At 38.8% G+C, this 23,575-nt stretch carries 26 protein-coding genes, 3 tRNA genes and 1 riboswitch; of the genes, 15 read left to right on the top strand and 14 right to left on the bottom strand.

What is annotated here, in order from left to right; all coding sequences use genetic code 11:
• Positions 1–57: 57 nt before the first annotated feature.
• On the top strand, positions 58–1,011 hold the full coding sequence (locus AC3E9U_RS06590; RefSeq protein ID WP_488746104.1) for a transketolase family protein: 954 nt from the start codon (positions 58–60) through the stop codon (positions 1,009–1,011).
• Positions 1,012–1,088: 77 nt separating this feature from the next.
• Here AC3E9U_RS06590 and AC3E9U_RS06585 read toward each other — a convergent pair whose 3' ends face one another.
• Positions 1,089–2,123 carry an FKBP-type peptidyl-prolyl cis-trans isomerase gene (locus tag AC3E9U_RS06585; protein ID WP_488746103.1) on the bottom strand — a complete coding sequence of 345 codons (1,035 nt, stop codon included), beginning with the start codon at positions 2,121–2,123 and terminating at the stop codon, positions 1,089–1,091.
• A gap of 77 nt (positions 2,124–2,200) precedes the next feature.
• Here AC3E9U_RS06585 and AC3E9U_RS06580 point away from each other — a divergent pair, with 77 nt between their 5' ends.
• The 3 genes from AC3E9U_RS06580 (at position 2,201) to AC3E9U_RS06570 (ending at position 3,772) form a co-directional block, all read left to right on the top strand.
• Positions 2,201–2,593, top strand: a complete 393-nt coding sequence (locus tag AC3E9U_RS06580) for an RNA-binding S4 domain-containing protein (RefSeq protein WP_488746102.1) — start codon at positions 2,201–2,203, stop codon at positions 2,591–2,593.
• Positions 2,574–3,161 carry a methyltransferase domain-containing protein gene (locus tag AC3E9U_RS06575; protein ID WP_488746101.1) on the top strand — a complete coding sequence of 196 codons (588 nt, stop codon included), beginning with the start codon at positions 2,574–2,576 and terminating at the stop codon, positions 3,159–3,161. Before AC3E9U_RS06580 ends, AC3E9U_RS06575 begins: the two co-directional genes overlap by 20 nt.
• Before the next feature lie 116 nt (positions 3,162–3,277).
• On the top strand, positions 3,278–3,772 hold the full coding sequence (locus tag AC3E9U_RS06570) for a phosphoribosyltransferase family protein (RefSeq protein WP_488746100.1): 495 nt from the start codon (positions 3,278–3,280) through the stop codon (positions 3,770–3,772).
• On the opposite strand, the gene AC3E9U_RS06565 is transcribed toward AC3E9U_RS06570, so the two are convergent.
• A complete protein-coding gene (locus AC3E9U_RS06565) occupies positions 3,764–4,282 on the bottom strand; it encodes a shikimate kinase (RefSeq protein WP_488746099.1) in 519 nt (172 codons plus the stop codon). The genes AC3E9U_RS06570 and AC3E9U_RS06565 overlap by 9 nt on opposite strands.
• Positions 4,283–4,409: 127 nt before the next feature.
• On the opposite strand from AC3E9U_RS06565, the gene AC3E9U_RS06560 reads away from it, so the two are divergent.
• The 4 genes from AC3E9U_RS06560 to AC3E9U_RS06545 all read left to right on the top strand — a co-directional run bounded on the left by AC3E9U_RS06560 (position 4,410) and on the right by AC3E9U_RS06545 (position 6,675).
• A tRNA-Lys gene (locus AC3E9U_RS06560) sits at positions 4,410–4,482 on the top strand.
• A gap of 33 nt (positions 4,483–4,515) precedes the next feature.
• Positions 4,516–4,588 (top strand) — tRNA-Lys (locus AC3E9U_RS06555).
• A gap of 42 nt (positions 4,589–4,630) precedes the next feature.
• Positions 4,631–4,712 (top strand) — tRNA-Leu (locus AC3E9U_RS06550).
• A gap of 580 nt (positions 4,713–5,292) precedes the next feature.
• Positions 5,293–6,675 carry an SLC13 family permease gene (locus AC3E9U_RS06545; protein ID WP_488746098.1) on the top strand — a complete coding sequence of 461 codons (1,383 nt, stop codon included), beginning with the start codon at positions 5,293–5,295 and terminating at the stop codon, positions 6,673–6,675.
• Between the two features lie 70 nt (positions 6,676–6,745).
• Here the strand turns inward: AC3E9U_RS06545 and AC3E9U_RS06540 are convergent, their stop codons facing one another.
• The 12 genes from AC3E9U_RS06540 to AC3E9U_RS06485 form a co-directional block, all read right to left on the bottom strand.
• Positions 6,746–7,282: a DUF4252 domain-containing protein gene (locus AC3E9U_RS06540; RefSeq protein ID WP_488746097.1), complete on the bottom strand. Its 537-nt coding sequence runs from the start codon at positions 7,280–7,282 to the stop codon at positions 6,746–6,748.
• Positions 7,283–7,285: 3 nt separating this feature from the next.
• Positions 7,286–7,810, bottom strand: a complete 525-nt coding sequence (locus AC3E9U_RS06535) for a DUF4252 domain-containing protein (protein ID WP_488746096.1) — start codon at positions 7,808–7,810, stop codon at positions 7,286–7,288.
• 16 nt (positions 7,811–7,826) lie between these two features.
• On the bottom strand, positions 7,827–8,273 hold the full coding sequence (locus AC3E9U_RS06530; RefSeq protein ID WP_488746095.1) for a hypothetical protein: 447 nt from the start codon (positions 8,271–8,273) through the stop codon (positions 7,827–7,829).
• Positions 8,254–8,769: an RNA polymerase sigma factor gene (locus AC3E9U_RS06525; protein ID WP_488746094.1), complete on the bottom strand. Its 516-nt coding sequence runs from the start codon at positions 8,767–8,769 to the stop codon at positions 8,254–8,256. The genes AC3E9U_RS06530 and AC3E9U_RS06525 overlap by 20 nt, the downstream gene beginning before the upstream one ends.
• 157 nt (positions 8,770–8,926) lie before the next feature.
• Positions 8,927–9,985, bottom strand: coding sequence for a YncE family protein (locus AC3E9U_RS06520; protein WP_488746093.1), 1,059 nt, complete (start codon positions 9,983–9,985; stop codon positions 8,927–8,929).
• Positions 9,986–9,990: 5 nt separating this feature from the next.
• Positions 9,991–11,841, bottom strand: a complete 1,851-nt coding sequence (locus AC3E9U_RS06515) for a TonB-dependent receptor plug domain-containing protein (RefSeq protein ID WP_488746092.1) — start codon at positions 11,839–11,841, stop codon at positions 9,991–9,993.
• Between the two features lie 30 nt (positions 11,842–11,871).
• Positions 11,872–12,073, bottom strand: a riboswitch (cobalamin riboswitch).
• A gap of 103 nt (positions 12,074–12,176) precedes the next feature.
• Entirely contained in the window at positions 12,177–12,701 is a 525-nt protein-coding gene (gene cobC, locus AC3E9U_RS06510) for an alpha-ribazole phosphatase (protein WP_488746091.1), read from the bottom strand.
• Positions 12,686–13,483: an adenosylcobinamide-GDP ribazoletransferase gene (locus AC3E9U_RS06505; RefSeq protein WP_488746090.1), complete on the bottom strand. Its 798-nt coding sequence runs from the start codon at positions 13,481–13,483 to the stop codon at positions 12,686–12,688. The genes cobC and AC3E9U_RS06505 overlap by 16 nt, the downstream gene beginning before the upstream one ends.
• 140 nt (positions 13,484–13,623) lie before the next feature.
• Positions 13,624–15,303 (bottom strand): nicotinate-nucleotide--dimethylbenzimidazole phosphoribosyltransferase, encoded by a 1,680-nt coding sequence (cobT, locus tag AC3E9U_RS06500; RefSeq protein ID WP_488746089.1) that lies wholly within the window; start codon positions 15,301–15,303, stop codon positions 13,624–13,626.
• A 38-nt stretch (positions 15,304–15,341) separates the two neighbouring features.
• A complete protein-coding gene (gene cobU / locus AC3E9U_RS06495; protein WP_488746088.1) occupies positions 15,342–15,854 on the bottom strand; it encodes a bifunctional adenosylcobinamide kinase/adenosylcobinamide-phosphate guanylyltransferase in 513 nt (170 codons plus the stop codon).
• 91 nt (positions 15,855–15,945) lie between these two features.
• Positions 15,946–16,656, bottom strand: coding sequence for a hypothetical protein (locus AC3E9U_RS06490; protein ID WP_488746087.1), 711 nt, complete (start codon positions 16,654–16,656; stop codon positions 15,946–15,948).
• A gap of 48 nt (positions 16,657–16,704) precedes the next feature.
• Positions 16,705–17,085 (bottom strand): C1orf53 family protein, encoded by a 381-nt coding sequence (locus AC3E9U_RS06485; RefSeq protein ID WP_488746086.1) that lies wholly within the window; start codon positions 17,083–17,085, stop codon positions 16,705–16,707.
• 96 nt (positions 17,086–17,181) lie between these two features.
• Here AC3E9U_RS06485 and AC3E9U_RS06480 point away from each other — a divergent pair, with 96 nt between their 5' ends.
• From AC3E9U_RS06480 to AC3E9U_RS06450, 7 genes are all read left to right on the top strand, one after another.
• Positions 17,182–18,324 carry an ABC transporter substrate-binding protein gene (locus tag AC3E9U_RS06480; protein WP_488746085.1) on the top strand — a complete coding sequence of 381 codons (1,143 nt, stop codon included), beginning with the start codon at positions 17,182–17,184 and terminating at the stop codon, positions 18,322–18,324.
• A 1-nt stretch (position 18,325) separates the two neighbouring features.
• A complete protein-coding gene (locus AC3E9U_RS06475) occupies positions 18,326–19,357 on the top strand; it encodes an iron chelate uptake ABC transporter family permease subunit (RefSeq protein ID WP_488746084.1) in 1,032 nt (343 codons plus the stop codon).
• An 85-nt stretch (positions 19,358–19,442) separates the two neighbouring features.
• A complete protein-coding gene (locus AC3E9U_RS06470; RefSeq protein ID WP_488746083.1) occupies positions 19,443–20,222 on the top strand; it encodes an ABC transporter ATP-binding protein in 780 nt (259 codons plus the stop codon).
• Between the two features lie 51 nt (positions 20,223–20,273).
• Positions 20,274–21,047 (top strand): dienelactone hydrolase family protein, encoded by a 774-nt coding sequence (locus AC3E9U_RS06465; RefSeq protein WP_488746082.1) that lies wholly within the window; start codon positions 20,274–20,276, stop codon positions 21,045–21,047.
• A gap of 737 nt (positions 21,048–21,784) precedes the next feature.
• Positions 21,785–22,150: a hypothetical protein gene (locus tag AC3E9U_RS06460; protein WP_488746081.1), complete on the top strand. Its 366-nt coding sequence runs from the start codon at positions 21,785–21,787 to the stop codon at positions 22,148–22,150.
• Positions 22,151–22,167: 17 nt separating this feature from the next.
• Positions 22,168–22,530, top strand: coding sequence for a hypothetical protein (locus tag AC3E9U_RS06455; RefSeq protein ID WP_488746080.1), 363 nt, complete (start codon positions 22,168–22,170; stop codon positions 22,528–22,530).
• A 161-nt stretch (positions 22,531–22,691) separates the two neighbouring features.
• Positions 22,692–23,465, top strand: coding sequence for a YoaK family protein (locus tag AC3E9U_RS06450; protein ID WP_488746079.1), 774 nt, complete (start codon positions 22,692–22,694; stop codon positions 23,463–23,465).
• Positions 23,466–23,575: the final 110 nt, after the last annotated feature.

Here is a 23,575-nt window from a genome sequence, read left to right as displayed (position 1 = left end):
TGATTAAAAACCTTAGAGCCTTTGCGCCTTAATGGCCCAGAACCTTAAAAGAAAACAATGAAAAAATATACCAATACAGGAAGTAAAGATACTCGTTCAGGATTTGGAGCGGGAATGACCGAATTAGGCCAGAAAAACGAAAACGTGGTTGCACTTTGTGCTGACCTGATCGGTTCATTAAAATTTGACGAATTCAAAAAGAACCACCCGGAGCGTTTTTTCCAGATCGGAATCGCTGAAGCCAACATGATCGGAATTGCTGCCGGCTTGACTATCGGAGGTAAAATTCCATTCACAGGAACTTTTGCCAACTTTTCTACCGGAAGAGTTTACGACCAGATTCGTCAGTCTGTAGCTTACTCAGATAAAAACGTAAAAATCTGTGCTTCACATGCAGGATTGACTTTAGGAGAAGACGGTGCTACTCACCAAATTCTTGAAGATATCGGATTGATGAAAATGTTACCGGGAATGACGGTTATCAATACTTGTGATTACAATCAGACAAAAGCGGCAACTTTGGCATTAGCAGACCACCATGGTCCTGCTTATTTGCGTTTCGGACGTCCGGTAGTTCCTAATTTCATGCCTGCTGACGAACCTTTTGTTATAGGAAAAGTGATCATGCTTAACGAAGGAACCGATGTAACTATCATCGCAACAGGACACTTAGTTTGGGAAGCGTTAATCGCTGCTGAAACTTTGGAAGCAAAAGGTATTTCGGCCGAAGTCATCAACATTCACACTATTAAACCTTTGGATGAGGAAGCAATTTTAAAATCGGTTGCTAAAACAGGTTGTGTGGTTACTGCTGAAGAGCACAACATCCTTGGCGGTTTAGGAGAAAGCGTTGCCAGAACATTAGCGCTAAACAATCCGAAGCCTCAGGAATTCGTAGCCGTTCAGGATAGTTTTGGAGAATCAGGAACACCGGAGCAGTTAATGGAAAAATACAAACTAAACAATCAGGCGATTGTAGAAGCTGTTGAAAGAGTAATGAAGAGAAAATAATCGTTCTCTATTACATATAAAAAAATCCCGCTCAATGAGCGGGATTTTTTTATATAATAACAAATCAAAGTTGTTTCTTAATGACAACTTGAATCAACATGTTTTCTTTTTCTTGTTGGAGTCGTAAAATCCGTATCACCGCATGTTGGTATACCTTTACTTTCATCAATACCAATAGTTGCCGGATCATCCGCCGCTGCACCATTATAAGGATAATACGTCGTCTGAGTTTCCCCACTACCATCTATATAGTTGTACTTAATCTCATTCTTTGTCAAATAACCGTCATTATCATCATCTGCATCGAATACATCCGGAATGTTATCGGAATCGGAATCAACTAAATAACCATTTGGTTTAAGTACGTACTCATATCTCGACTCAATTTTATCGTTATCAATATCCGTATAGATAACATCACATAAGTTAAATGTAAAAACAAGCGGCGAATAACTTGGAATGTTTCCAAAACCACTGTTATAATATCCAAGTCCCGAAGGCAGGAACATTACACCTGAACCAAAATTTCTTGGATTCAAAGTACCATCTTCATTCTGTGGATCAAAATACCCATCGCGGAATTCCGGCATCATATACACCCATCCTTTAATTACATCTACTAAGTTAAGCACAGTAGGATTTGGTGCAAAATCAAACTGCGTGCCATCCAAAAGTAAACCTCTGTAAGACACAAAAACGTTATCAACCCCACATGGCTTATCACCATCTGCATCAGTATCGCCTTTACCGTCGAATTTCAAATAATACAATTTAAAATCAACACCATAAAGCTTAACGATCTTACTCTGTAAAGGATAATCCTGCTGATCCCAAACGGAAACCGTATGCGTCTCATCAAGAGGTAAAATCTCGATTTCTTTCATTATTACTCCGCCTACCTCAACGTCTCCAACTTCAATATCGCCACTGCCATTGAAATCATTAGCAATCAGATAATGCGTTTTCAGGTATTCTTCGATTTTAGCCAAATCCTCAGGATAAACATCTGCATGTGGTCTTGCCGGCTGCGCCTGAGGCGTATCATCTGGTCCACAACTTGTTCCCAACAAGGACAAAGCCATTCCCAAACCAAATAAAATCTTATTCATCATTAACAAATTTTAATGGCGCAAGATACAATTTTACTTTATTTTTGTACTACTATTAACACTGATTTTAACGAATTCCAATGAGAATCGACAAATACCTGTGGTGCGTTCGTTATTACAAAACGCGAAGCATCGCCGCAGAAGCCTGCAAGAAAGGACATATTACCGTGAACGGACAGGAAGCAAAGCCTTCAAAAGAGGTTTTCCCTTCCGATAAAATTACGCTGAGAAAAGACCAGATTAACTATATTCTAACCGTTTTGGATGTTCCGCAAAACCGGGTCGGACCAAAATTGGTTGACATTTACCGAAAAGACGAAACACCGTCGGAAGCTTTCGAACATCTTGAAATGCTTAAATTATCCAAAGAGCACTACCGAACAAAAGGCCAGGGAAGACCAACCAAAAAAGACCGTAGAGACATCGATGACTACACCATAGAACCAAGCGATTATGAAGAACCGATTGAATAGCGATTACTGGGAAAACCGTTACCAAACCAATCAAACAGGCTGGGATGTCGGAATTATAACTACGCCGCTAAAGAATTATATCGACCAACTTACCGATAAAAACATTAAAATTCTGATTCCGGGAGCCGGCAATGCTTATGAGTTGGATTATTTCCTTTCTAAAGGTTTTAAAAATATTTTTGTAGTTGATTTTGCAAAAACACCACTTCAAAACATCAAAAAAAGAATTCCGGATTTTCCGGAAGAACAATTGATTCAAAGCGATTTTTTTGAACTCGAAGGAAAATTCGATTTAATACTCGAGCAGACTTTCTTCTGTGCCTTAGCTCCGGAACTCCGTAAAGAGTATGTGACAAAAATGCATTCTTTGCTTTCGGAAAAAGGAAAACTTTTTGGATTATTATTTGATTTCCCTTTAACAGAAGACGGACCGCCTTTCGGAGGAAGCAAAGAAGAATATAAGAGGTTGTTCTCTGAGAGTTTCCGCATCCAAACGCTGGAACCAGCCTACAACTCCATAAAACCAAGAGAAGAACGAGAACTGTTTTTTATCGTAACTCCAAAATAAAATATTGACCATTCCAAAAGCGAATCGGGAAGCATTTAAAATTTAGGTTTGATAAAAAATAGCTATTTTTGGTTTTTATTACAATAGGATCTGCCGACCTGCAAACATCACAACACATGAAAAACATCATATTAAACCAAAGCGAAATCCAGCATAAAACCAAACGAATTGCCTATCAGATCTATGAAACTTTTGTAGATGAAAATGAGGTTGTACTTGCAGGAATTACAAACAGTGGTTACATTTTTGCTCAGAAAATTGCCCGCGAACTCGCTTTGATATCCGATTTGAAAGTCATCTTATGTGAAGTAAGGATCAATAAAAACAATCCACAGGATGAAATCACCACTTCTTTGGAAGTAGCCGAGTATCAAAACAAAGGATTGGTTTTGATTGACGATGTTTTAAATTCGGGCACAACGTTGATCTATGGTGTAAAACATTTTCTTGATGTTCCATTAAAAAAATTCAAGACTGCCGTATTAGTAGACCGTAATCACAAAAAATACCCCGTAAAAGCCGATTTTAAAGGCATTTCACTTTCGACATCATTACAGGAACACATACAGGTTGTTTTTGAGGAAAACGACGAATACGCTTATTTAAGCTAATCGTCTGATAATTTCCTCGGCCACTGTTTCCGGATTTTTATCATCAACCGAAACAACATGCTTTGATTTAAGGTAGAAGTAACTTCTGTCAAATAAATGCTTGGCAATAAACTCGTGCAATTCCTCATCGCTTTGATGTGCGATCAAGGGGCGATGCTTCTTTTGCGGCGCCAATCGATCTACGAGCTCTTTAATTGATCCTTTCAAATAAACAGACTCAACCCCTTCTTTTTGCAGTTGCAAATGGTTATTTGCATAACAAGGAGTTCCGCCTCCCAGACTTAAAATATAATGTTCGTGAGAAGCGGTAAAATTATTCAATTCATCGTGCTCTAATTTCCTGAAACGGATCTCTCCTATTTCCAAAAACAACTCTGAAATGGTCTTTTTAGTATTTTTTTCGATTATCTCATCGAGATCAAAAAAAGGAATTTCGGTTTTTTCCGACAATATTTTACCAATAGTCGATTTTCCGCTTCCCATGTATCCAACCAACATAATTTTTTTCATATCAATAACCTCTTATAAACTAAGCCCTTAAGAATAAACTTTAAAAAAAAGTCAAATTTATAATAAATTTCCCTTGGAAAATAAATAATACGCACTATATTTGCACCCGCAATCAGGAAGCAATTACGACTCGGTAGCTCAGCTGGTAGAGCACATCACTTTTAATGATGGGGTCCTGGGTTCGAATCCCAGCCGGGTCACAAAAATGACCTTTAATTATTTCCTGAAAGCAAGACTCGGTAGCTCAGCTGGTAGAGCACATCACTTTTAATGATGGGGTCCTGGGTTCGAATCCCAGCCGGGTCACAACAAGAAGTCAAACAATAGTGTTTGACTTTTTTTATTTACGGCCACGTGGAGAAATTGGTAGACTCGCCATCTTGAGGGGGTGGTGCTGCAAGGCGTATGGGTTCGAATCCCATCGTGGTCACGAATAAATACAAAGTGGAATTCAATTGGCAAAGCTCGCTTTAGACAATTGGGTTCCATTTTTTATTTTCAAAGCGGAGCTTTTTGGGAAGGACCAAGTCAATCCCATCGTGGTCACGAATAAATACAAAGTGGAATTCAATTGGCAAAGCTCGCTTTAGACAATTGGGTTCAATTTTGTATTTTCAAAGCGGATCTTTTTGGGAAGGACGAAGTCAACCTCATTGTGGTCACATTCAAAGAATCGAAATTCCTTTATAAATATAGGTTTGCGATTTTCTATTTACTCATCTATGCGATTTATGTAAGGAAAACATATGCTATACCTAAAAGCAAATCTTACGAAATTAAATAAGCTTCATAGTCGAAAATCACTCCTTTCTGAAGTAAATCCCCACGCTAACTTAGCATATTCAAAAAACACTTCAATCAAGTTAACTATCATTTAAAAAACAGTCAAAAGGAACCTGATAAAACACAAATACAGCAAAAGTATAAGAAAATTATTCAGTATATTTGAATAACCATAACGTATTGATTATCACTAAACTGCAATCACTATTGGAATAAATCTTAAAAATATGGAAGAAAAAGGTACCGATGGAAATAAACATAAATCACTTTACCATTTTCTGATATCCTTTGCTATAGCTTTAGGGTTAACGCTCCTATTGAAAGAACCAAATTTTACCGACTCACAGGTATATGTAATCTTCCTGTTGTTCTTTGCCATTGGCTTGTGGATTACTGAAGCCATACCCGCATTTGCGGTAAGTCTTTTTATAATTTCTTATCTGGTATTTGCTCTTGGTAATAAACATTTTAATTCAGCGCCCGAAAATATTGAGCATTATGTACAGACATTTTCCGACAGTATAATCTGGCTCTTACTTGGCGGTTTTTTTCTTGCAAAAGCCATGACCAAGACAAAACTAGACGAAGCGCTTTTCAGGTTCACACTTAAAGTTGCGGGAACAAACCCACGGCATTTATTGATTGGGATAATGACCGCAACAATGCTGGCTTCCACGCTTTTGTCTAATACCGCTACTACCACAATGGTGTTAGCGGCAATAATGCCATTACTTAAAACGCTCGATAAAAATTCCGGAGTAGCCAAAGCATTGTTATTAGGTATTCCCGTTGCTGCAACTACAGGAGGTATGGCCACTATCGTCGGTACGCCTGCAAATGCAATTGCTGCTGGTGCATTGCATAATGCAGGAATTACTATTGAGTTCATCGACTGGATGATTTATGGGGTACCGCTCGCGATAATTGTGAATGCGGTTTGTTGTTTCGCTTTGATTAAGGCCCATATAAAAGATCCTACCCCTATTTCTACTGCTTTTCTTGATGACATGGAAGCAGATGTTTCAAAGGAAGCAGCATTGCAACGGAATATAGTTATCGGTGTAATAATCGTCACCATTGGTCTATGGGTCACCAGTTCTTTGCATGGAATAAAAGCATCATCGGCGTGTGCGGTCCCTCTTGTAGTACTTACTTTAACCGGTGTGCTTATCGGAAAAGACATTCAAACCTTAGGCTGGGATACACTCTTATTGGTTGCCGGAGGTTTGTCGTTAGGTCTTGCACTTGATCATACCGGTATATTAAAGCATTATGCCGAAATACTCATCACCTTGCAATTGAACAGCATTTTGCTGCTTTGTATCTTTGGAACTTTAGCCATGGTATTAGCAAATGTGATGACCAATTCAACAGCAACCACTTTAATGATCCCAATCTGCATGGCTATACTTCCCGATCAAAAATTAGAAGTAGCTTTGATTATCGCTCTTTCATCATCTTCAGCTTTGAGATTGCTGGCATCAAGCCCTTCTAATGCAATCGTATTCAATACGGGTTATCTTGAACAAAAAGATTTCAGGTTAACCGGATTAATCTTTGGGTTACTCGGACCATTACTTGCTATTTTGTGGGTGCTCTTAATGTCGTGAAATTGATTACTGTTTCACACTTCAACATACAAACAATAAAAAAGCCCCAAGAAGACTTGAGGCTTTATTTTTAAGGCTGTACCAGTGACTGCAAAGGCTTGAGCTGTTCCATGTCAATGTTGGCTTTCTGCATCAAACGCATAAGATTCAAGACGTCTGTCGGATTCATATCATCACCTATAACCCGAACTACTGCAAAGCCATTTTCTTTTTTGTTGGCATACAACACGAATTCATCAATATGCTCGTCCTGACCAACAAAGTAAATAGCACCACCTTCTTTACCGGAACCCACTTTCATCAATTGCTGATAGCTTTTGTCTTTCAGTATAGTGTTTACCTTCTCGCGTTCTTCATTAAACTTCTTTTCGTTTAACGAATCGGATTTAAAAGCAAGGATATTGATTTTCTTAAAGGATTCCAGAGCCTCTTTTTCTTGACCTGAAAGCGAAACCTTTTCAACATTGATGAAAGTCGGAGCCAGATCCAAAGAAATGAAATCTTTGTTTTCCGAATTGGCTACAAAATACTTCTGTAATGAAGGTTTTTGTTCACAGCTCACAAGAAGCAACGAAGCAATAAGTCCGATGAATAAATACCGTTTCATATATTATTTTTTTGAAGCCTTATTCAAAGATTCTCCGCCCGGCAGTTTCATTTTTTCTGTCAAAGATGAAATTTCATCCAAATCGAAGTTACCGGTCAAAGAAAGCAACACTGTTTCATTTTTGGAATTAGCCCCTTCAATGAACATAAGCAACTCTTTCACCTGATTGCTGTTCGCTCCGGATTTCACATAGATCTTAACGGTTTTTCCGCCGTCATTAACACGCATCAACTCATCCAAAGGATTCGATTTCAAATAGCTGTTTACCGTAGCTTTCATTTCCGCAGCCGGTTTCGTACTGTTTGTAGTAAACACTTTCAGATTGTCTAATTTTTTAAGCAGGCTCATATACGCCTGAGCTTCTTTGTCAGTAGCATCTACTTTTACTTTGCTCATCAGCTCAAACATCTTCTTGTTTACGATAACTGAGGTCACATTCTCCTGTCCGTCGAACTTGTCAAATGCGGCCTGAGCAAATATAGTTGTTGAAAAAAGGGCTATTACTAAGGTTAAAAATAACTTCTTCATTTTTTGATTTTTTTGATTATTTAAAAATTGCGTTTCTCGTTTGATTGTACTCATTAACATAGTCGATACTTTTTACACCTTCATTTACGTTTTCCGAAACCATCTGCAATGCTTTCTGAGTTTCCTGCAAAGCCAATTCCGGATCGTCGAACGTACCCAAATCACTATTATTGACCGGGTCCGGTTGCTGGTTCGTAAAATAAAGTGTACCCGACAAAACCGCGATACTCGCCGCTACGGAAATCCACGCTACATAATTTCGTTTTCCGGGTTGTAGTGGAACCGTTTTAGTAAATTTCTCCTGTTTTGCCTGATTGAAGTAACCAAATACTGCTTTATACTGCTCCAGATGAGGCGCCACATCCGGAGACGAAAAATAGCTTTTCAACTGTTTTTCTTCAGCAATGCTGGTTTCTCCTGCAAAGTATTTATCGACTAATTTTTCAATTGTATGTAATTCCATAATTATGTCTTTTAACCAATTGTTCTCTAATTTCTTTTCGCGCTCTTGAAAGGGCAACCCTTACCGCGGTCTCATTCATTTCCATAATTTTTGCAATCTCTGCAAACTCATATTCTTCTATGTCCCGCATCTGAATGATCAACCGTTGTTGTTCGGGTAAGGTTTCGATTATCTGTTCCACCATACTCCAACTGTCCCGGTCTTCAATCTGCTTCTGAACACTTGCCGTTCGATCGGAATAATTACTGTGTACGATCTGCAAATTGGATGCCCTTTTTGATTTTAACTGATCCAGGCAGTAATTTTTGGTCATCGTCATTGCAAAAGCTTCCACACTGGAATAATTCGACAGAACGTTATTGTTTTTCCATAATTTCACCAACACTTCCTGCGTTGCATCCTCGGCTTCTTCGGTGCTCACGAGCAGCCTTTTTGCCATCCGGAACAACTTGTCCTTAAAAGGAGAAATCAAATTCACAAACTCCTGCTGATTCATAAATTCTTTAGTTTGGTGTCGGTTTATACAATCAAGACGAACTACTCATTGTTTTGTTACAAGATACAACAAAAAAAAATCCCGATGCTTTTCACATCGGGATAAGAAACATACTTTTAAAGGCTAATTACTACTAATAAAAGTGTCTTTAATTCTTTTAGTTATTAAAATAGAAACCGTTCGGTCCAACACCTACAGTCACTTCTTTTTGTAATGATCCTGTTAATGAATAAACAAAAGCTTTACTGTTCGCCGTAAAATCTCCTCCGTCAGCAATAAAAATATGACCTCCGTTTACAGCAAAACCATACATTTTTCCGTATTCAGAAGTTGACGGATAAGTTAAAATGGCAGTTGTTGAAGCTTCAGTAGCTGTTACATCCATGGCATAAACTGAAGTTCCAACAGTATAATAAATTTTACTTTGGTAAACATCCAGGTTTTTCGCATCGTTTAAGGACTCAGGAAAAACCACATTGCTTGTGCTTGAATCAGACAAATCCACTTTTACGATTTCACTCGGACTTCCATAAGAGCTTTTCAGCACATACAAAATTCCGTTGTTTACTTCCATCGTATCTGCACCTGCACCAACAGTTATCGGAGTTTCAAGTGAGTTTGTCACAGGGTTCACAACTAATATTTTAGTACTGCTGTATGGTTCTGACACGTATAATTTACCGTTTTCCAATAAAATTCGGTTTCCGGTATTGTTTAAAGGAATGGTAGATTCCACCTGATTTGTAGCAAGATTAATAACCGCAATATAATCATCAGTATCTCCTGTTTCAGGATTCATGTACGAATAGGTATTTGCGTTAACAACATACGCTTTACCGTCTTTTACAACACCATATCTTGGCGATACAAGACCTGTTTCTATTTTAGCAACCAGTTTGAAAGTTTTTCTGTTTACTACATTAATCTTATTCGACCCGCCTGCAATGACATAAGCATTATCTCCGCTGAAGAACATCGACTGAACGTATTGTCCGAATAAATCACCCGGATTAACCGTTCCGTACACATCCTGAGTGAATTTACCAAGATCATTTCCTAAAAACGAAACCGAACCCTGTCCTGATGAACCTTCGTTCAGAATAAATACTCCATTTTCATACGTACTTGCTTCAACCGCAGGACTATCATCATTATTACACGACACCAGTACCGAAATACTTCCTAAGGCAACTAAAAAAAACTTACTTAACTTCATTATCTTTAAAATTTAAGGTTTATGTATAGATTAAAATTTTTTCCGGGTAAAGGCCTGTCTTCAAGGCTTTCATATTTTTCATTGAATACGTTGAAAACCTGAAAACCAAGTTTCGAGGACGTAAAAAAGCCAAAATCATAATCGATTCCGATATTGGAAACATTATAAGGATCTATGATTTCGTTCGGATCATTGTCAGCACGGGTATAAACAAAGCCGTTATATAAGAACTGATAATTTGCCGCCAATTTTTTATAGGAATAAGCCACCGAAGCCGTCGCTTTATGGAAAGGCACAAAAAATAGCTGCTTACCGGTATCTTCGTTTTCGGAAATAGTGTAAGCATAAGTACCATTTAAAACGAAATTATGTCTCTTGTAACTCTTCGCCCACTCCAATAAGACTTCCGTTCCATAAGTTTGTACTCTGTCGGTATTCTGTGGCGACCAGATTCCGCCGTCGCCGGGTACCCAACGCAATAAATCTTTGATTTTATTGTAGTACATCGTTTGAGACAATTTTATTCTCTTATACGAAAACACGTTTCCAATTTCAGCCTGATAAGCGCTTTCCGGTTTTAAATTGGGATTTCCTCCTTCTTCCCAATAGAGATCATTGAAAGTCGGAATTCGGAAGTTTCTTGAAGCATTGGCTTTCAACGTATAAAATTCACTAAAAACATAGGAAGTTCCGACTGAATACAACAACGGGCTCTGATAATTATCGGTGATTTCCTTCCGGATGCCAAATTCGTTTTGCCATTTTTGGTTAACGTTCCATTTTGCCATCAACGCACCAGATCCGATCTGTCTGACATTGTTGCCAAAACCACTGCCATAACCTTTGGTGTGATTGTACTCCGACACTGCGTTTAATTTCAGCCCCTTTGTCACCTGATATCCTAAATCGAATTTACCTATGAAACATTCTGATTTTCCGAAAGTGAAATTGTTACTGTTGATATTTCCGAAATATTGGTAGTTTTCGAAAATATAGGCCGCTTTGGCATTGGATGTCCATTTGTTGTACGTCCCGAGGTATTCGATCAGATTTCGAGCGAAACCGTTAACATATTTGGTTTTGGTATCCGATTCTGAAACCAATGAAATATGCCTATCCGTATTGGAAGTCTGACTGTAAACCCTGATACTGTTTTTAGAGTTGATCTTATAACCGAAACTAACATTCAGTCCGGTAACATCGTACTGTCCGTTTTCATTTTTTCTTTGTTCCCCTTTCCAGTTATGCAGTCCAACATAAGGATAATTATTTTCAGAACCATTGTAAGAAAGAGCGATCTGCGAACTCAGTTTCTCATTGGAAAAAACCATTCTGTAATTGATTCCTTTGGTCTCGAAACTACCGTAAGCCATTTTAAAATCATTGCTGAACTGCTCTTTAAAAGCCAGCTCATTGTTCAAATGGACTGTTCCGCCTATAGCGCCGCTTCCGTAAATCACGCTTCCTCCCCCCGCTTTTACGCTGATGGAATTAAAATCGTTTGAATTTATGGTGTTAAAATCGGTACTGCCGTTGAGTTGTGAATTAATGTTTATTCCATTCCAAACCACCGCTGTTTGGGAAGCCGTCGTTCCTCTAAACGAAACCGTTGACAACATGCCACGACCATATTCTTTGAAATAAAGTACGCTGTTATAATTCAGAATATTGGTAAGTGAAGGCTGATTTTTGTTGATTATCGAATCGTTAAGAACCTGAATCGACTGGGATTGATTATTCTTCAGATAAATATCTGAAATGATCAATTCCTGCAATTTTGTAATAGAGTCATTTTGCGCCGAAACCTGTTGGCACAACATCAGAACAAAAAATAAAAACAGCTTTCTTCCAGTCATAATCTCTGAACCTTTTTTCCCGAAAGTTCGATATTCGTTAAGAAAAAGGCAGGTCTCCTGGCTTGCGTCCTGTTGTTTACCTTCCCATCCGTTGTGTTAAACGGGACAGTGGTTTGTAGATAACAGCAGGCTTTGTAGCTTACAGTTGCGGGAACAGCTTAGGCGTCGAACCTAATTCCCTTTTAATGCAGTTTGAAATATTCAAATCGCAACCCTAATCGGATGCAAATATAAAGGCAGAATTATCAAAAATGCAAGTTTGTGTGAAAATTTTGAAATATTTTTTAAAAAAGAGAGAAAATTCCGCTCCTTTGCCTGAAATTCCGTAAGCATTTTTACCTCTGAATTTTAAGCACCGCTCCAAATTCCACTTTTATCTGAAAGGCATCTTTTAAAGGTATATTATTAAGTTTACAGAGAATACTTCGTATAACACCGGCATGCGTTACTATAACAATTGGCTTGGCCAAATCCGATTTAATAAGTGTTTCTGAAAAATCAACAACACGGTCATATAATTCGGTAAACGATTCTCCTTCCGTCACTTTTATGTTCACAAAATCCTTCATCCACGGATTAATTTCCTCCTGTGGAATAACATCCCAATTCAGCATTTCCCATTTCCCGAAATTCATTTCCATCAGCCTTGTATCGGTTTGATATTTACCATCCGATAAATAATCCGCTAAAATTGTACATCGCTGCAACGGACTGGAAAAAAACACCGCTTCGGATGGTAATTGCTTTTTAATGCTTTCAAACTGATCCGCAAACGGTTCCAACAAACCTACATCAGACTGACCGTAACAAATCCCTTTTCTACAAACGGTTTCGGTATGTCGGACTAAATAAATTTCCATATCGCAATAGCCGAAAGATAAAAAACAACTTCACAAACCTGCTGCGTCGCCCCCAGACAATCGCCGGTATAGCCGTCAATCCATTTCTGAAAATAGCGCGCCATAAAATACCGTGTGACAAAAACCGGAATCAATACGAAGATCATTTGCCATTGAAAATAAGACAAAACGACCAATGGCAACAATCCGAAAAAAAAAGCTCCGACCACTTCTCTCCAGGTGAAATTCTGCGCAATGGGTTTACTCTTGCTTGATGCATCTTCACGCGAATATTGGTGTGTAAAAACTATGGAAACAGCCGCCAAACGACTAATGGAATGCGCTGTGATAAGCAATAAGAAAAAAACAATATATATATTCAGATTTGCGATTTCCGCCTTTTTGAAAAGTAAATGTACTGACATCACTTTTGTCAAAAAAAGCAGAACCACACCAATCGCACCATAGGCTCCAATGGCACTGTCTTTCATGATCAACAGGATTTTTTCCTTAGTCCAGCCTCCTCCGAAACCATCGCAAACATCGGCAAAACCGTCTTCATGAAAAGCGCCGGTAACCAAAATCGAAGCGATAATCGAAAACAGCACCGCAATTTCCGGAGCAACCAAATAATCGAAAATAAAATACGTGCTAATTGCCACGCTACCCACAATCCAGCCAATCAAAGGAAAATAACGCGACGCCTTGTTGAGATAATCAGGATCGTGATCGATATTTTTCGGACATGGAATCCTGGTGTAAAACATTAAAGCGGTAAAAAATATATGTAACTCTTTTTTCATTTTAAATGGGACGCAAATTTTATGGTTTTCTATTTGGGACGCGGATGTCTCGATAATTATCGGAACGGATGCAAGCAACAAGGATTACCCCGATTTTTTTATTATTGTTTAGATATTCCCCTCTGCTTTCTGATCACTGATTACTTATTACTCACACCTGCACTTTCAAAGCTTGCCATTTCATTCAGAAAAGCTACTGCTGATTGAATGATCGGAAAAGCAACAGCACAACCCGTTCCTTCGCCCAATCGCAAATCGAGTTGTAAAATTGCCTTCACATTTAAATAATTTAGCAATTTAATATGCGCCTGTTCAGCTGACTGATGACTGAAAATCGCATTGTTAAGAATCAGCGGATTCTTTTTAAAGGCAATCAGAAAAGCCACGCTGCAGATAAATCCATCTACCAGAATAAGCATATTGTTTTTATAAGCTTCAAGCATTCCTCCCGCCATTTGCAGAATTTCAAACCCTCCGAAATAAGCCAGTTTCTCATCTAAGGAACTATCACCTTGGTAAGACGCTATTGCTTTTCGCAAAATCTCGTTTTTGAATCGGAGTTTCTCATCATTCACACCTGTACCTTTTCCGACACAATCTTCAATTGGAATTCCGGTAATGACACTCATCAAAACGGACGCCGTGGATGTATTTCCGATGCCCATTTCCCCAAAACCAATACAATTACTTCCTTTTTGGGCAATAGCAGTAACGATTTCACTTCCCTTCACAAAGCAAATTTCCAATTGTTCTTTACTCATGGCTGCACCATGTAAAAACGATTTTGTGCCTCGGTCGATTTTTGCAGAAATCAAATTGGCATTCGGAGCGAAATCATAATTCACACCAGCATCCACAATGGCTAACTGGATGTTATTTTGTCTGCAGAACACATTAATCGCAGCGCCACCTTCCATAAAATTAGTCACCATTTGTCGGGTAACATCTTGCGGATAAGCACTTACGCCATGATTTGCAATTCCGTGATCGGCGGCGAAAACAACAATATTTGGCTGGATGATTTTAGGCTCCAACGTATTAAAAACCGTCCCGATCTGTTTTGCCAGAACTTCCAAAATCCCTAATGCTCCGGTAGGTTTTGTTTTATGGTCGATTTTATACTGAAGTGCAGCTTGTAAATCTGTGGAAGTTAATTTCTCCGATTCTTTTTCAACAGAGATATGTTCCTCTTCAATTTCATGAAGTGTCGCAATTTCTTCTACAAAAGGTTTTTCGGATTTCTTTTTCCAATGCAATTGCTGCAACATAGGCTGATTATTGTAATCCGTGGCCGGTTTTCCTATGCAGAAATATCCTAGCGGTTCTATATGTTCGGGAAGCCCCAATAGTTTTTTAAACTGATAGTAATTCAGAATCGAAACCCAGCCCATCGAAAACCCTTGTTCCGTAAGTGACAGCCAGATATTCTGAGCCGCACAAACTGCACTGGACTTTATCGCTTCATTGCTTCCGACAGTGCCGATGGTAAATTGATTCAAAACCGAACGATCATAACAGATAACCAATCCAAGTGGCGCTTCTTCAATAGCCTCCAGTTTCAGGTTTTGATATTGTTCCTTCTGATTGGGATTATCGGTTTGATTTGCTGCCTTTTCATCATATTCCAAAAACAGACCTTTAACAGCCTTTTTTATTTTGGCTGACTTTATCAGATAGTATTTTGTAGCATCGGTCAGCCCTACCGAAGGAGCCCAATGTCCCGCCAGCAAAGCTTTTTGAATCACTTCATCAGGAACGGCATCGCTTGTAAAATGACGTGTGTCTCTTCGGGCTTGTAAAATTTCGTATAAATCTTTCATCGCATTCAGTCAGTTAGCTGATTTACCGTCGGTTCAAATTATTTCTTCTCTTTTATTTTCACGGGAATACCTGAAACCATCAGTACAACCTCATCGGCATTTTTTGCCAGGTATTGGTTCATCCAGCCTTGTAATTCGGTGAATTTCCTGCCGATATGCGTTTCAGCATGAACACCCATCCCTATTTCATTGGTAATGATTATGATTGTGGCATCATGTTGTGCTATTGCATCAAATTGTTGTTTGGCCTGTTCAAGACTAGCCTGCACATCGTTTTTGGTATCGACAAAGAAATTCGTCAGCCAAAGGGTAACACAGTCGATCACCGCTACTTTTCCGGAAAAATCTATTTCACTTAAATGCTTTTCCTTTTCAACGTTGACCCATCTTTCGTCACGGTCTTTCTGATGACGGTCGATGCGTTTCTGGAAATCATCATCCCATTTTCTGGCTGTGGCCACATACATGGGTTTATCTGACAATTCTTTTGCTAAATTTTCGGCGTAACTGCTTTTTCCGGAGCGCTCTCCTCCTGTTATTAAGTAAATCATCTATTTTTTAACTTCTATTTTCTTTTCTCTATTTTCTTGCGTCTTGCTTCTTGTCTCTTGCTTCTTGTCTCTTGCTTCTATTTTCTTGCTTCTATTTTCTTTTCACAAGCTGTCTGACGGATACCAAATGTCCGAATAAAACAATCTGGACGATAAAAACAGGCAACCAGGTAAACGGGAAATTCAGTAGTGCCACATCGGGTTGGTCAAACGCGAATTGCTGCACGGGTGTCGGCATTGCCAGTACCGCATTTATTACAATATTTGCCAAAAGCCCAAGACAGATGAAATTCCAGATTAAAATAATCTTCCTGTTTAACATTCCGCGCTGTATTCCGAAATAGGCTATAAAAGGCGCTGAAAGTCCCGCAAAGATATCAAAATTCCTACCTGCGAATGTCATTAATTCCGGGATGGCCTTATACAGGAACAACCAGTACAAAACAATTTCGACTGCAATTCTTATCGTGTTTAAATAGGTAATCTGCAGTAATGGCAGTGAATCAATAAACCGTCTTCCTTTTTCAGAGACAAACAAGTAAATCATCAGGATTAATACCGGCCAAACCCCAAACAAGGCGATTTTGGGAGGAAAGGCATCCGGATTGGAATTAAAAAGACCATTAAGCGCCAAAGTTCCTTGTAAAATTAACCACGCAACCATCCCCAAAGCAATAGTATTGGCTTTCTTCCTCACCGCTTCATTGCTTGAATTCTTAACTACCTGATGGAAAAGTATCAACGTTGCTACTGTGGTCAGTGCAAAAACAATTGAAATATAGAGGGGTAAATTCGCTATCATGATTTCCTATGTTTTATAGTAAATGTACGCTATTTTTCCAACATCTTTCTACCGCTTCTTTTCAAAACCATAAGGACAGTGACGGCAGCTGTTTTGACAACAACTGCCTCTTTTCAAATGGTACCAGGCTTTAAAAACATAATTTCCGTCTTCGATATAATAATCGATTCCTTCAATCAGGTTGGTGGTTTTCGGAAGATCTTTTGCTCTGTTATCTATTGCACATTCAGGAGAGACGGTCACTACATAATCTTCGATTTTAACTGCACACGCGTTTTTGAAACAATCCGGACAAAGACAATCGATTACATCCGTAGGCACAAAAATGGGCGGAAAATCATTGCACCAGCACTTGCTTCCTTCCGGTGTATCTCCACAATTAAATGCTGTCCCGCAGCTTGAGCAATTTTTGACTTTTATGATGTTCATGGCGTAAAGATAAGTGTTGCCTATTTTCGGTTCCTAAAAATAAGAAGGATTTTTTTGCAAATTCTTATACCTTTGCGGACATCGAAATACAACATAATGAAGAATTATTTTTATAAAACGATGTTTGCTTTCTTTCTTCTGACGCTAGTCGGATGTGGGAAAAATGAAAAGACAGCGGATGCAAAAACGGTAACGGCTGAAAACACCATCAAATATGCAAGCGGACTTGCCATTTATGAATACGACGGGTATTCGGTAGTGAAAGTATCTAATCCTTGGCCGGATGCTAATAAAGACTTCACCTATGTTCTGAAAGAAAAGAATGCCGTTGTTCCGGATAGCTTAAAAAATCGCACTACAATTCAGGTTCCTTTGCAATCAATTGTTGTTACTTCTACCACTAATGTTCCTTTTCTGGAGATGTTGGGTGTTGAGAACAAACTTGTCGGATTTCCTCATACCGATTATATTTCTTCTGTAAAAACACGTGCCCTGATTGATAAAGGCCAAGTAAAAAATGTAGGACAGAATGAGAAGCTGAACATGGAACAACTAATCGAATTAGCACCCGAATTAATCGTAACCTTTGGCGTTGACAATAACAATCCGATGATTCAGAACCTGGAGAAAAGCGGGCTGAAAGTGATGATTCAGGGGGATTGGATGGAACAGTCTCCGCTTGGAAAAGCAGAATGGATTAAACTCTACGCCGCTTTATTCGGAAAACAAAAAGAAGCTAATAAATTATTTGACGCTATTGTAAAAGATTACAACCAGACTTTAGAATCGGTAAAAAACTCTAAAGCGGAAACAACGGTTTTATACGGATCAATGTATCAGGATCAATGGTATGTAGCAAAAGGAAACAGTTGGGTTGCCCAGTTTTTAAGAGATGCCAAAGCGGATTATCTTTGGAAAGATGTGGAAGGAACCGGAAGCTTAGGATTGTCTTTTGAGAACATACTGGACAAAGCAAAAAATGCCGGCTGTTGGATTGCCACAGGTTCTTTTAAAAACTTAAAGGAATTGGAAGAAAGCAATCCGCATTATAACGAGTTTGATGCTTTTAAAACAAAAAACGTCTATACTTTTGAGGCAAAATTAGGTGCCACAGGCGGAACGGTTTACTACGAAATGGCTCCTAGCCGACCGGATCTGGTACTGAAAGACTACATTAAGATCTTCCATCCCGAACTACTTCCGGATTATACGTTTACCTTTGCACAAAAGCTGAATTAAGTTGGCCAACAGAAAACGAAATACGATCTTATTTATTCTCCTGGGTTTGGGTTTGCTGGCGCTATTTCTGATCAACATCAGTTTTGGTTCGGTTACCATTCCTTTTAAGGAAGTTTTCAGTAGTTTAACCGGCGGTCAGGCCGCTAAATCAACTTGGGAATACATCATTATCAATTACCGTTTACCAAAAGCTATCACTGCGGTACTGGTAGGCATGGGATTGTCCATTGGCGGATTGTTGATGCAAACCTTATTTAGAAATCCATTGGCCGGTCCTGACGTATTGGGTTTGAGCTCCGGAGCCAGTTTGAGCGTTGCGTTTACCATATTGGGAGCCAGCATGATGCCGCCAGCTTTAAGCACTGTCCTATTGTCTTCTTACGGTTTGGTTTTGGCTTCAACCTTTGGAAGTTTTGTGGTATTGATAGCAGTACTTGTAGTCTCTCAGCGTTTGCGTGACACTATGGCCATATTAATCATGGGATTGATGTTCAGCAGCTTTACCAATTCGTTTGTAAACATATTGACGTATTTCAGTTCTGCTGAACAGTTACAGAAGTTTACGTTCTGGTCACTTGGAAACCTGGGTAATTTATCCTGGTCTTCGATTGTAATGCTGTTCATTTCCGTAATGATTGGCCTTTCCTTAGGACTTATCAGTGTAAAACCATTAAACGCTCTGCTTTTAGGTGAAAATTATGCGCGAAGCTTGGGTTTAAATTTCCAAACAACGCGATTGGTAATCTTATTCGCCACCAGTATTCTAACCGGAAGCATTACAGCCTTTGCCGGTCCGATTGCCTTTATTGGTCTGGCGGTTCCTCATATTGCTAAATTGGTATTCCAAACCAGTAATCATTTTGTTTTATTCTGGAGCACACTGCTTCTCGGAGCGGCAATTATGCTTATTTGCGATGTGGTTTCTCAAATGCCGGGCATGGAAGTTACTTTGCCTATCAATGCGATTACTTCCATGATTGGAGCGCCTGTGGTGATTTGGCTTTTGGTTAAGAAGAGAAAGATGATGAGTTGAAAGAAATAAGAGACAAGGGATAAGGCCGAAAGCAGTAAAAAGTATTCCGTAAACAGTTATTAAATTTGTAGTTAGAATTAAGGCGATGACAAAAACAGTCCTACATTCCGAGAATCTTTCGATTGGCTATACCACCAAAGCCGGAAGAACAGTTATTGCCGAAAAACTGAATCTTACGCTTACGGAAGGAAAGTTACACACCCTAATCGGAGCGAACGGAATCGGGAAATCAACTTTACTGCGAACCATTACGGGAATTCAGAAGCCACTGGAAGGTAATGTTTATCTGTGTGGTAAAAAGGTGGCGGACTATGAACCACTGGAACTGGCACGTAACCTCAGCGTTGTTTTAACAGAAAAACTTCCTCCGAGCAATCTTACTGTTTTTGAATTGGTAGCTTTGGGAAGACAGCCTTATACCAACTGGATCGGAACTTTATCCGAAGACGATATTCGAGAAGTACACAAGGCGATGGAGCTGACACAAATCATTCATCTTTCCCAAAAAAAACATTACGAGATCAGTGACGGGCAATTGCAAAAAGTATTAGTTGCAAGAGCATTGGCACAGGATACCAATCTCATCATTCTTGATGAACCCACTACACATCTAGATCTGGTTCATAAAGTATCGCTTTTCAAACTGTTGAAAAAGCTTACCCATGAAACCAGTAAGTGTATTTTATTCTCCACCCATGACGTCGATCTTGCCATTCAGCTGAGTGATGAGATGATTGTGATGACACCCGGTAAAGTAGTTCAGAACGAGCCGTGCAATTTAATTTCGGACGGGACCTTCAATACGATCTTTAAAGACGAGAACATCTTTTTTGATGCGGACCGAGGTAAATTCATTATCCAATAATTCCTAATCCCTGAAGGTTTTTGTAACTTTATACTTCAAAATTCATGAGGTATGAAAACAAAAACATTACTTGCTTTAGTACTGACTATTTCTTCAACAGTACTGGTTGAGGCACAACTGAAAGCTGTTTCTTATTCCGACGGAAGTCAAAAGCTGGAAGGATTTGCAGGTAGCCCGAAAAAAAGCAATCCGAAGAAAGCCGGTGTACTTATTTTACCGGCCTGGATGGGAATCGATGCGCATTCGAAGGAGAGTGCCGAAGCCTTATCGAAATTAGGGTACTTTACTTTTGTAGCAGATATTTATGGCGTGGGTAACAAACCGGCCAATGCACAGGAAGCCGGGAAAAAGGCCGGGCATTTCAAAACCAATTATAAAGAATACCAGCACCGCATTATGCTGGCTTTGGAGCAATTGGTCAAATCAGGGGCTAATCCTAATGAAATTGCCGTTATCGGTTATTGTTTCGGAGGATCGGGTGCGCTGGAAGTTGCGAGAGCCAATATGAACGTAAGAGGTGTTGTGTCCTTTCATGGTGGTTTAGGCAGGGATGCTGCAAGACAAATTGAGCCCATCAAACCAAAAGTACTGGTACTGCACGGTGCGGATGATTTCTATGTTTCCGAAAATGAAATCAAAGCGTTTCAGGATGAAATGCGCACTTCAAAAGCCGACTGGCAGATGGTGTATTATGCCGATGCGGTGCATGCGTTCACTCAAAAAGATGCAGGCAATGACAAGAGCAAAGGGGTTGCCTATAACGAAAAGGCAGACAAACGCTCCTGGAAAGCGATGCAGGACTTCTTTGATGAGATTTTTAAATGATATTACAGAGGGGTTGCTGAATAACCTTTTTTCAATAACCGCAAAGCTGCAACTTTTTTGTTGCGGCTTTTTCTTTTGTTGAAATCTGAGGGAATTGCAATCAAAATTACCGTTAGTAGACTGTCTCCACTCTTATAACTTGAGGCTTATACTATGTTAGTACGAGTCTATGGTAACATATCAGTACTATATCAATATTATATCAGTACTATATCAGTACTATATCAGTACTATATCAGTACTATATCAGTACTATATCAGTACTATATCAGTACTATATCAGTACTATATCCGTGCTATATCCGTGCTATATCCGTGCTATATCCGTGCTATATCCGTGCTATATCTGTGCTATATCCGTGCTATATCCGTGCTATATCCGTGCTATATCCGTGCTATATCCGTGCTATATCTATTGGGCAAAATTATACAACAAACGACTTTATTGTAAATATTATCCTATTATTTTACAACATTAATCACTTTTTTTGTTGTCTTTTGGGAGCTGCACCGGTATAAGAATGGATTGCAAACTGGTCGTATTAGGCTATCTTAATCACAAAGATTTTCTTTTTTATTATTAATAGTATGAACCTATAACTTTTCTTGTGGTTGTGGTTTTTGTTTGTTCTCTTTGTGGAGGCGAACCAATGTGGGCACAGATTGCAAATCCGTGCTATCGGGATATTCACATAAAAGTAACCAACAAAAAGTCATTGATAGATTGATAAATATTTATGGAAAATAGAGGTATTTATTTAAAATATAATTTTTTTATATTCTTCCCTGGCGGATATAGAGTTAGAGATGTAAAAAATGACAATACTGACGTTTATATTGTACTTAAAGACGATTTCTCAAAAGTTTATGTAGCAACATTGTTCACCTTAGAAAATATCAAAGAAATAATGATAAAAAACAGTGAATTGTTTTTTTGGTCCAGCGATATGCTAATTGTTAATGATTTGAAAAGAGAAACAATATATGAATCGATTAATCAAATTTATGAAACAGATTATTTGACTTTCGAGAGATTATTCAGTAATGCTGGAAGTTATTTCGAAGTATTTGACACCAATGATATTTTGTATGGTTTGATGTAAAATAAACATAGTTAGCAATGATCTTAAAAAACAATCCTAAACTCAACGCCTTACTACTATGTATTTTATGCATCACTCTTTATGTGGAATACAAGGTAAATACTGATCTTAATTTCCATTATGGAAAGGACGAAGGTTTTTTTGTCCGAATAGAATCAATTATCATTTTGAGTCCGCTATTCTTCCTTCTGATGGCAAAACAAAAAAAAATCATAATGATGCTTTTGGGTTTACTGATCGGAGTTGGGTCGGTAATCATCGGTTATTTATTTAGTGCGTTGCTCTTAGAGTTCAGGTACTCCGGACTTGTTTTCAGTATCCTAAGCACGATAATTTATATTGCCGCCTTCTTCTTTATTGAGAAAAAAATGACGAACTGAGTGCGCTAATCCACTTTGAAGACCTAGCTTCTTTGCCAGGACGGATTGCAAATCCGCGCTATCGGGATCAAAGGCGAAGACTTTACTTTTTTATTCAACCATTTAAAAAACTACGCTAAAATTATCGCTATATTTGGGTTAACCAAAACCCGTTATGCACAATGTTTAGGCACTTAGGAAAGTCGAGAACATTAAACCACAATAAAAAAATTGCCTCACTGCTTTCTTTTGTTGCAGGAATGGTAAATGTTACCGGATTCTTATCGGTAAAAATACTGACCACCAATGTAACGGGGCATTTCGCCTTTTTTGTTGATGAGATCTTTAAATTTCAGTTTTCCAAAAGTTTCATCTATTTCTTCTACATTTTATTTTTCTTCCTGGGTTCATTCCTCTCCAATTTCATAATTGAGGCCATGACCGAAAAGAAAAAGCGATTCGGCTACATCCTTCCGGTACTTGTTGAATGTGTTATTTTATTGATACTCGCGATTTTCGGAGCTATACTGGCAAAATACAACCTCGAGGTAATTGCCTGTAGTTTGCTCTTCGCCATGGGATTACAAAATTCTTTGGTTACCAAAATTTCAGATGCCATGGTAAGGACAACTCATTTAACCGGGCTTTTTACCGATCTGGGAATTGAACTGTCCCAATTGTTTTTTTACAAGGAACTGAGGCATCGCACTAAATTGATTGCAACGATTAAACTCCGATTGCGTATCATTACCTTTTTCTTTTTTGGTGGTATTTTAGGAGGTGTATTTTATTCAAAATATGAACTTATGGCTTTATTGCTACCTGCCGTTTTGCTGATTATCGGTATGGGTTACGATACCCTAAAGTTTAAAGTCATTACTTTAAGACGGAAGAAAAGAGTTGGCTTCGAGAACCTCAGCCACCAAAAAGATTCGAGAACCTCAGCCACCGAATAGCTTTGAGAACCTGAGCACCAAAGAGATTCGAGAACCTCTGTCACCGAATAATTCCGAGAATCTGCACTAAATAGTTCGGATGAAAAAAACCAAATTGCTTCAAACAAAAA

It is taken from the genome of Flavobacterium sp. 21.1, from assembly GCF_057801535.1.
The sequence above is the reverse complement of the archived record's forward strand: the minus strand, read 5'-3'. Positions and strand labels throughout refer to the sequence as shown.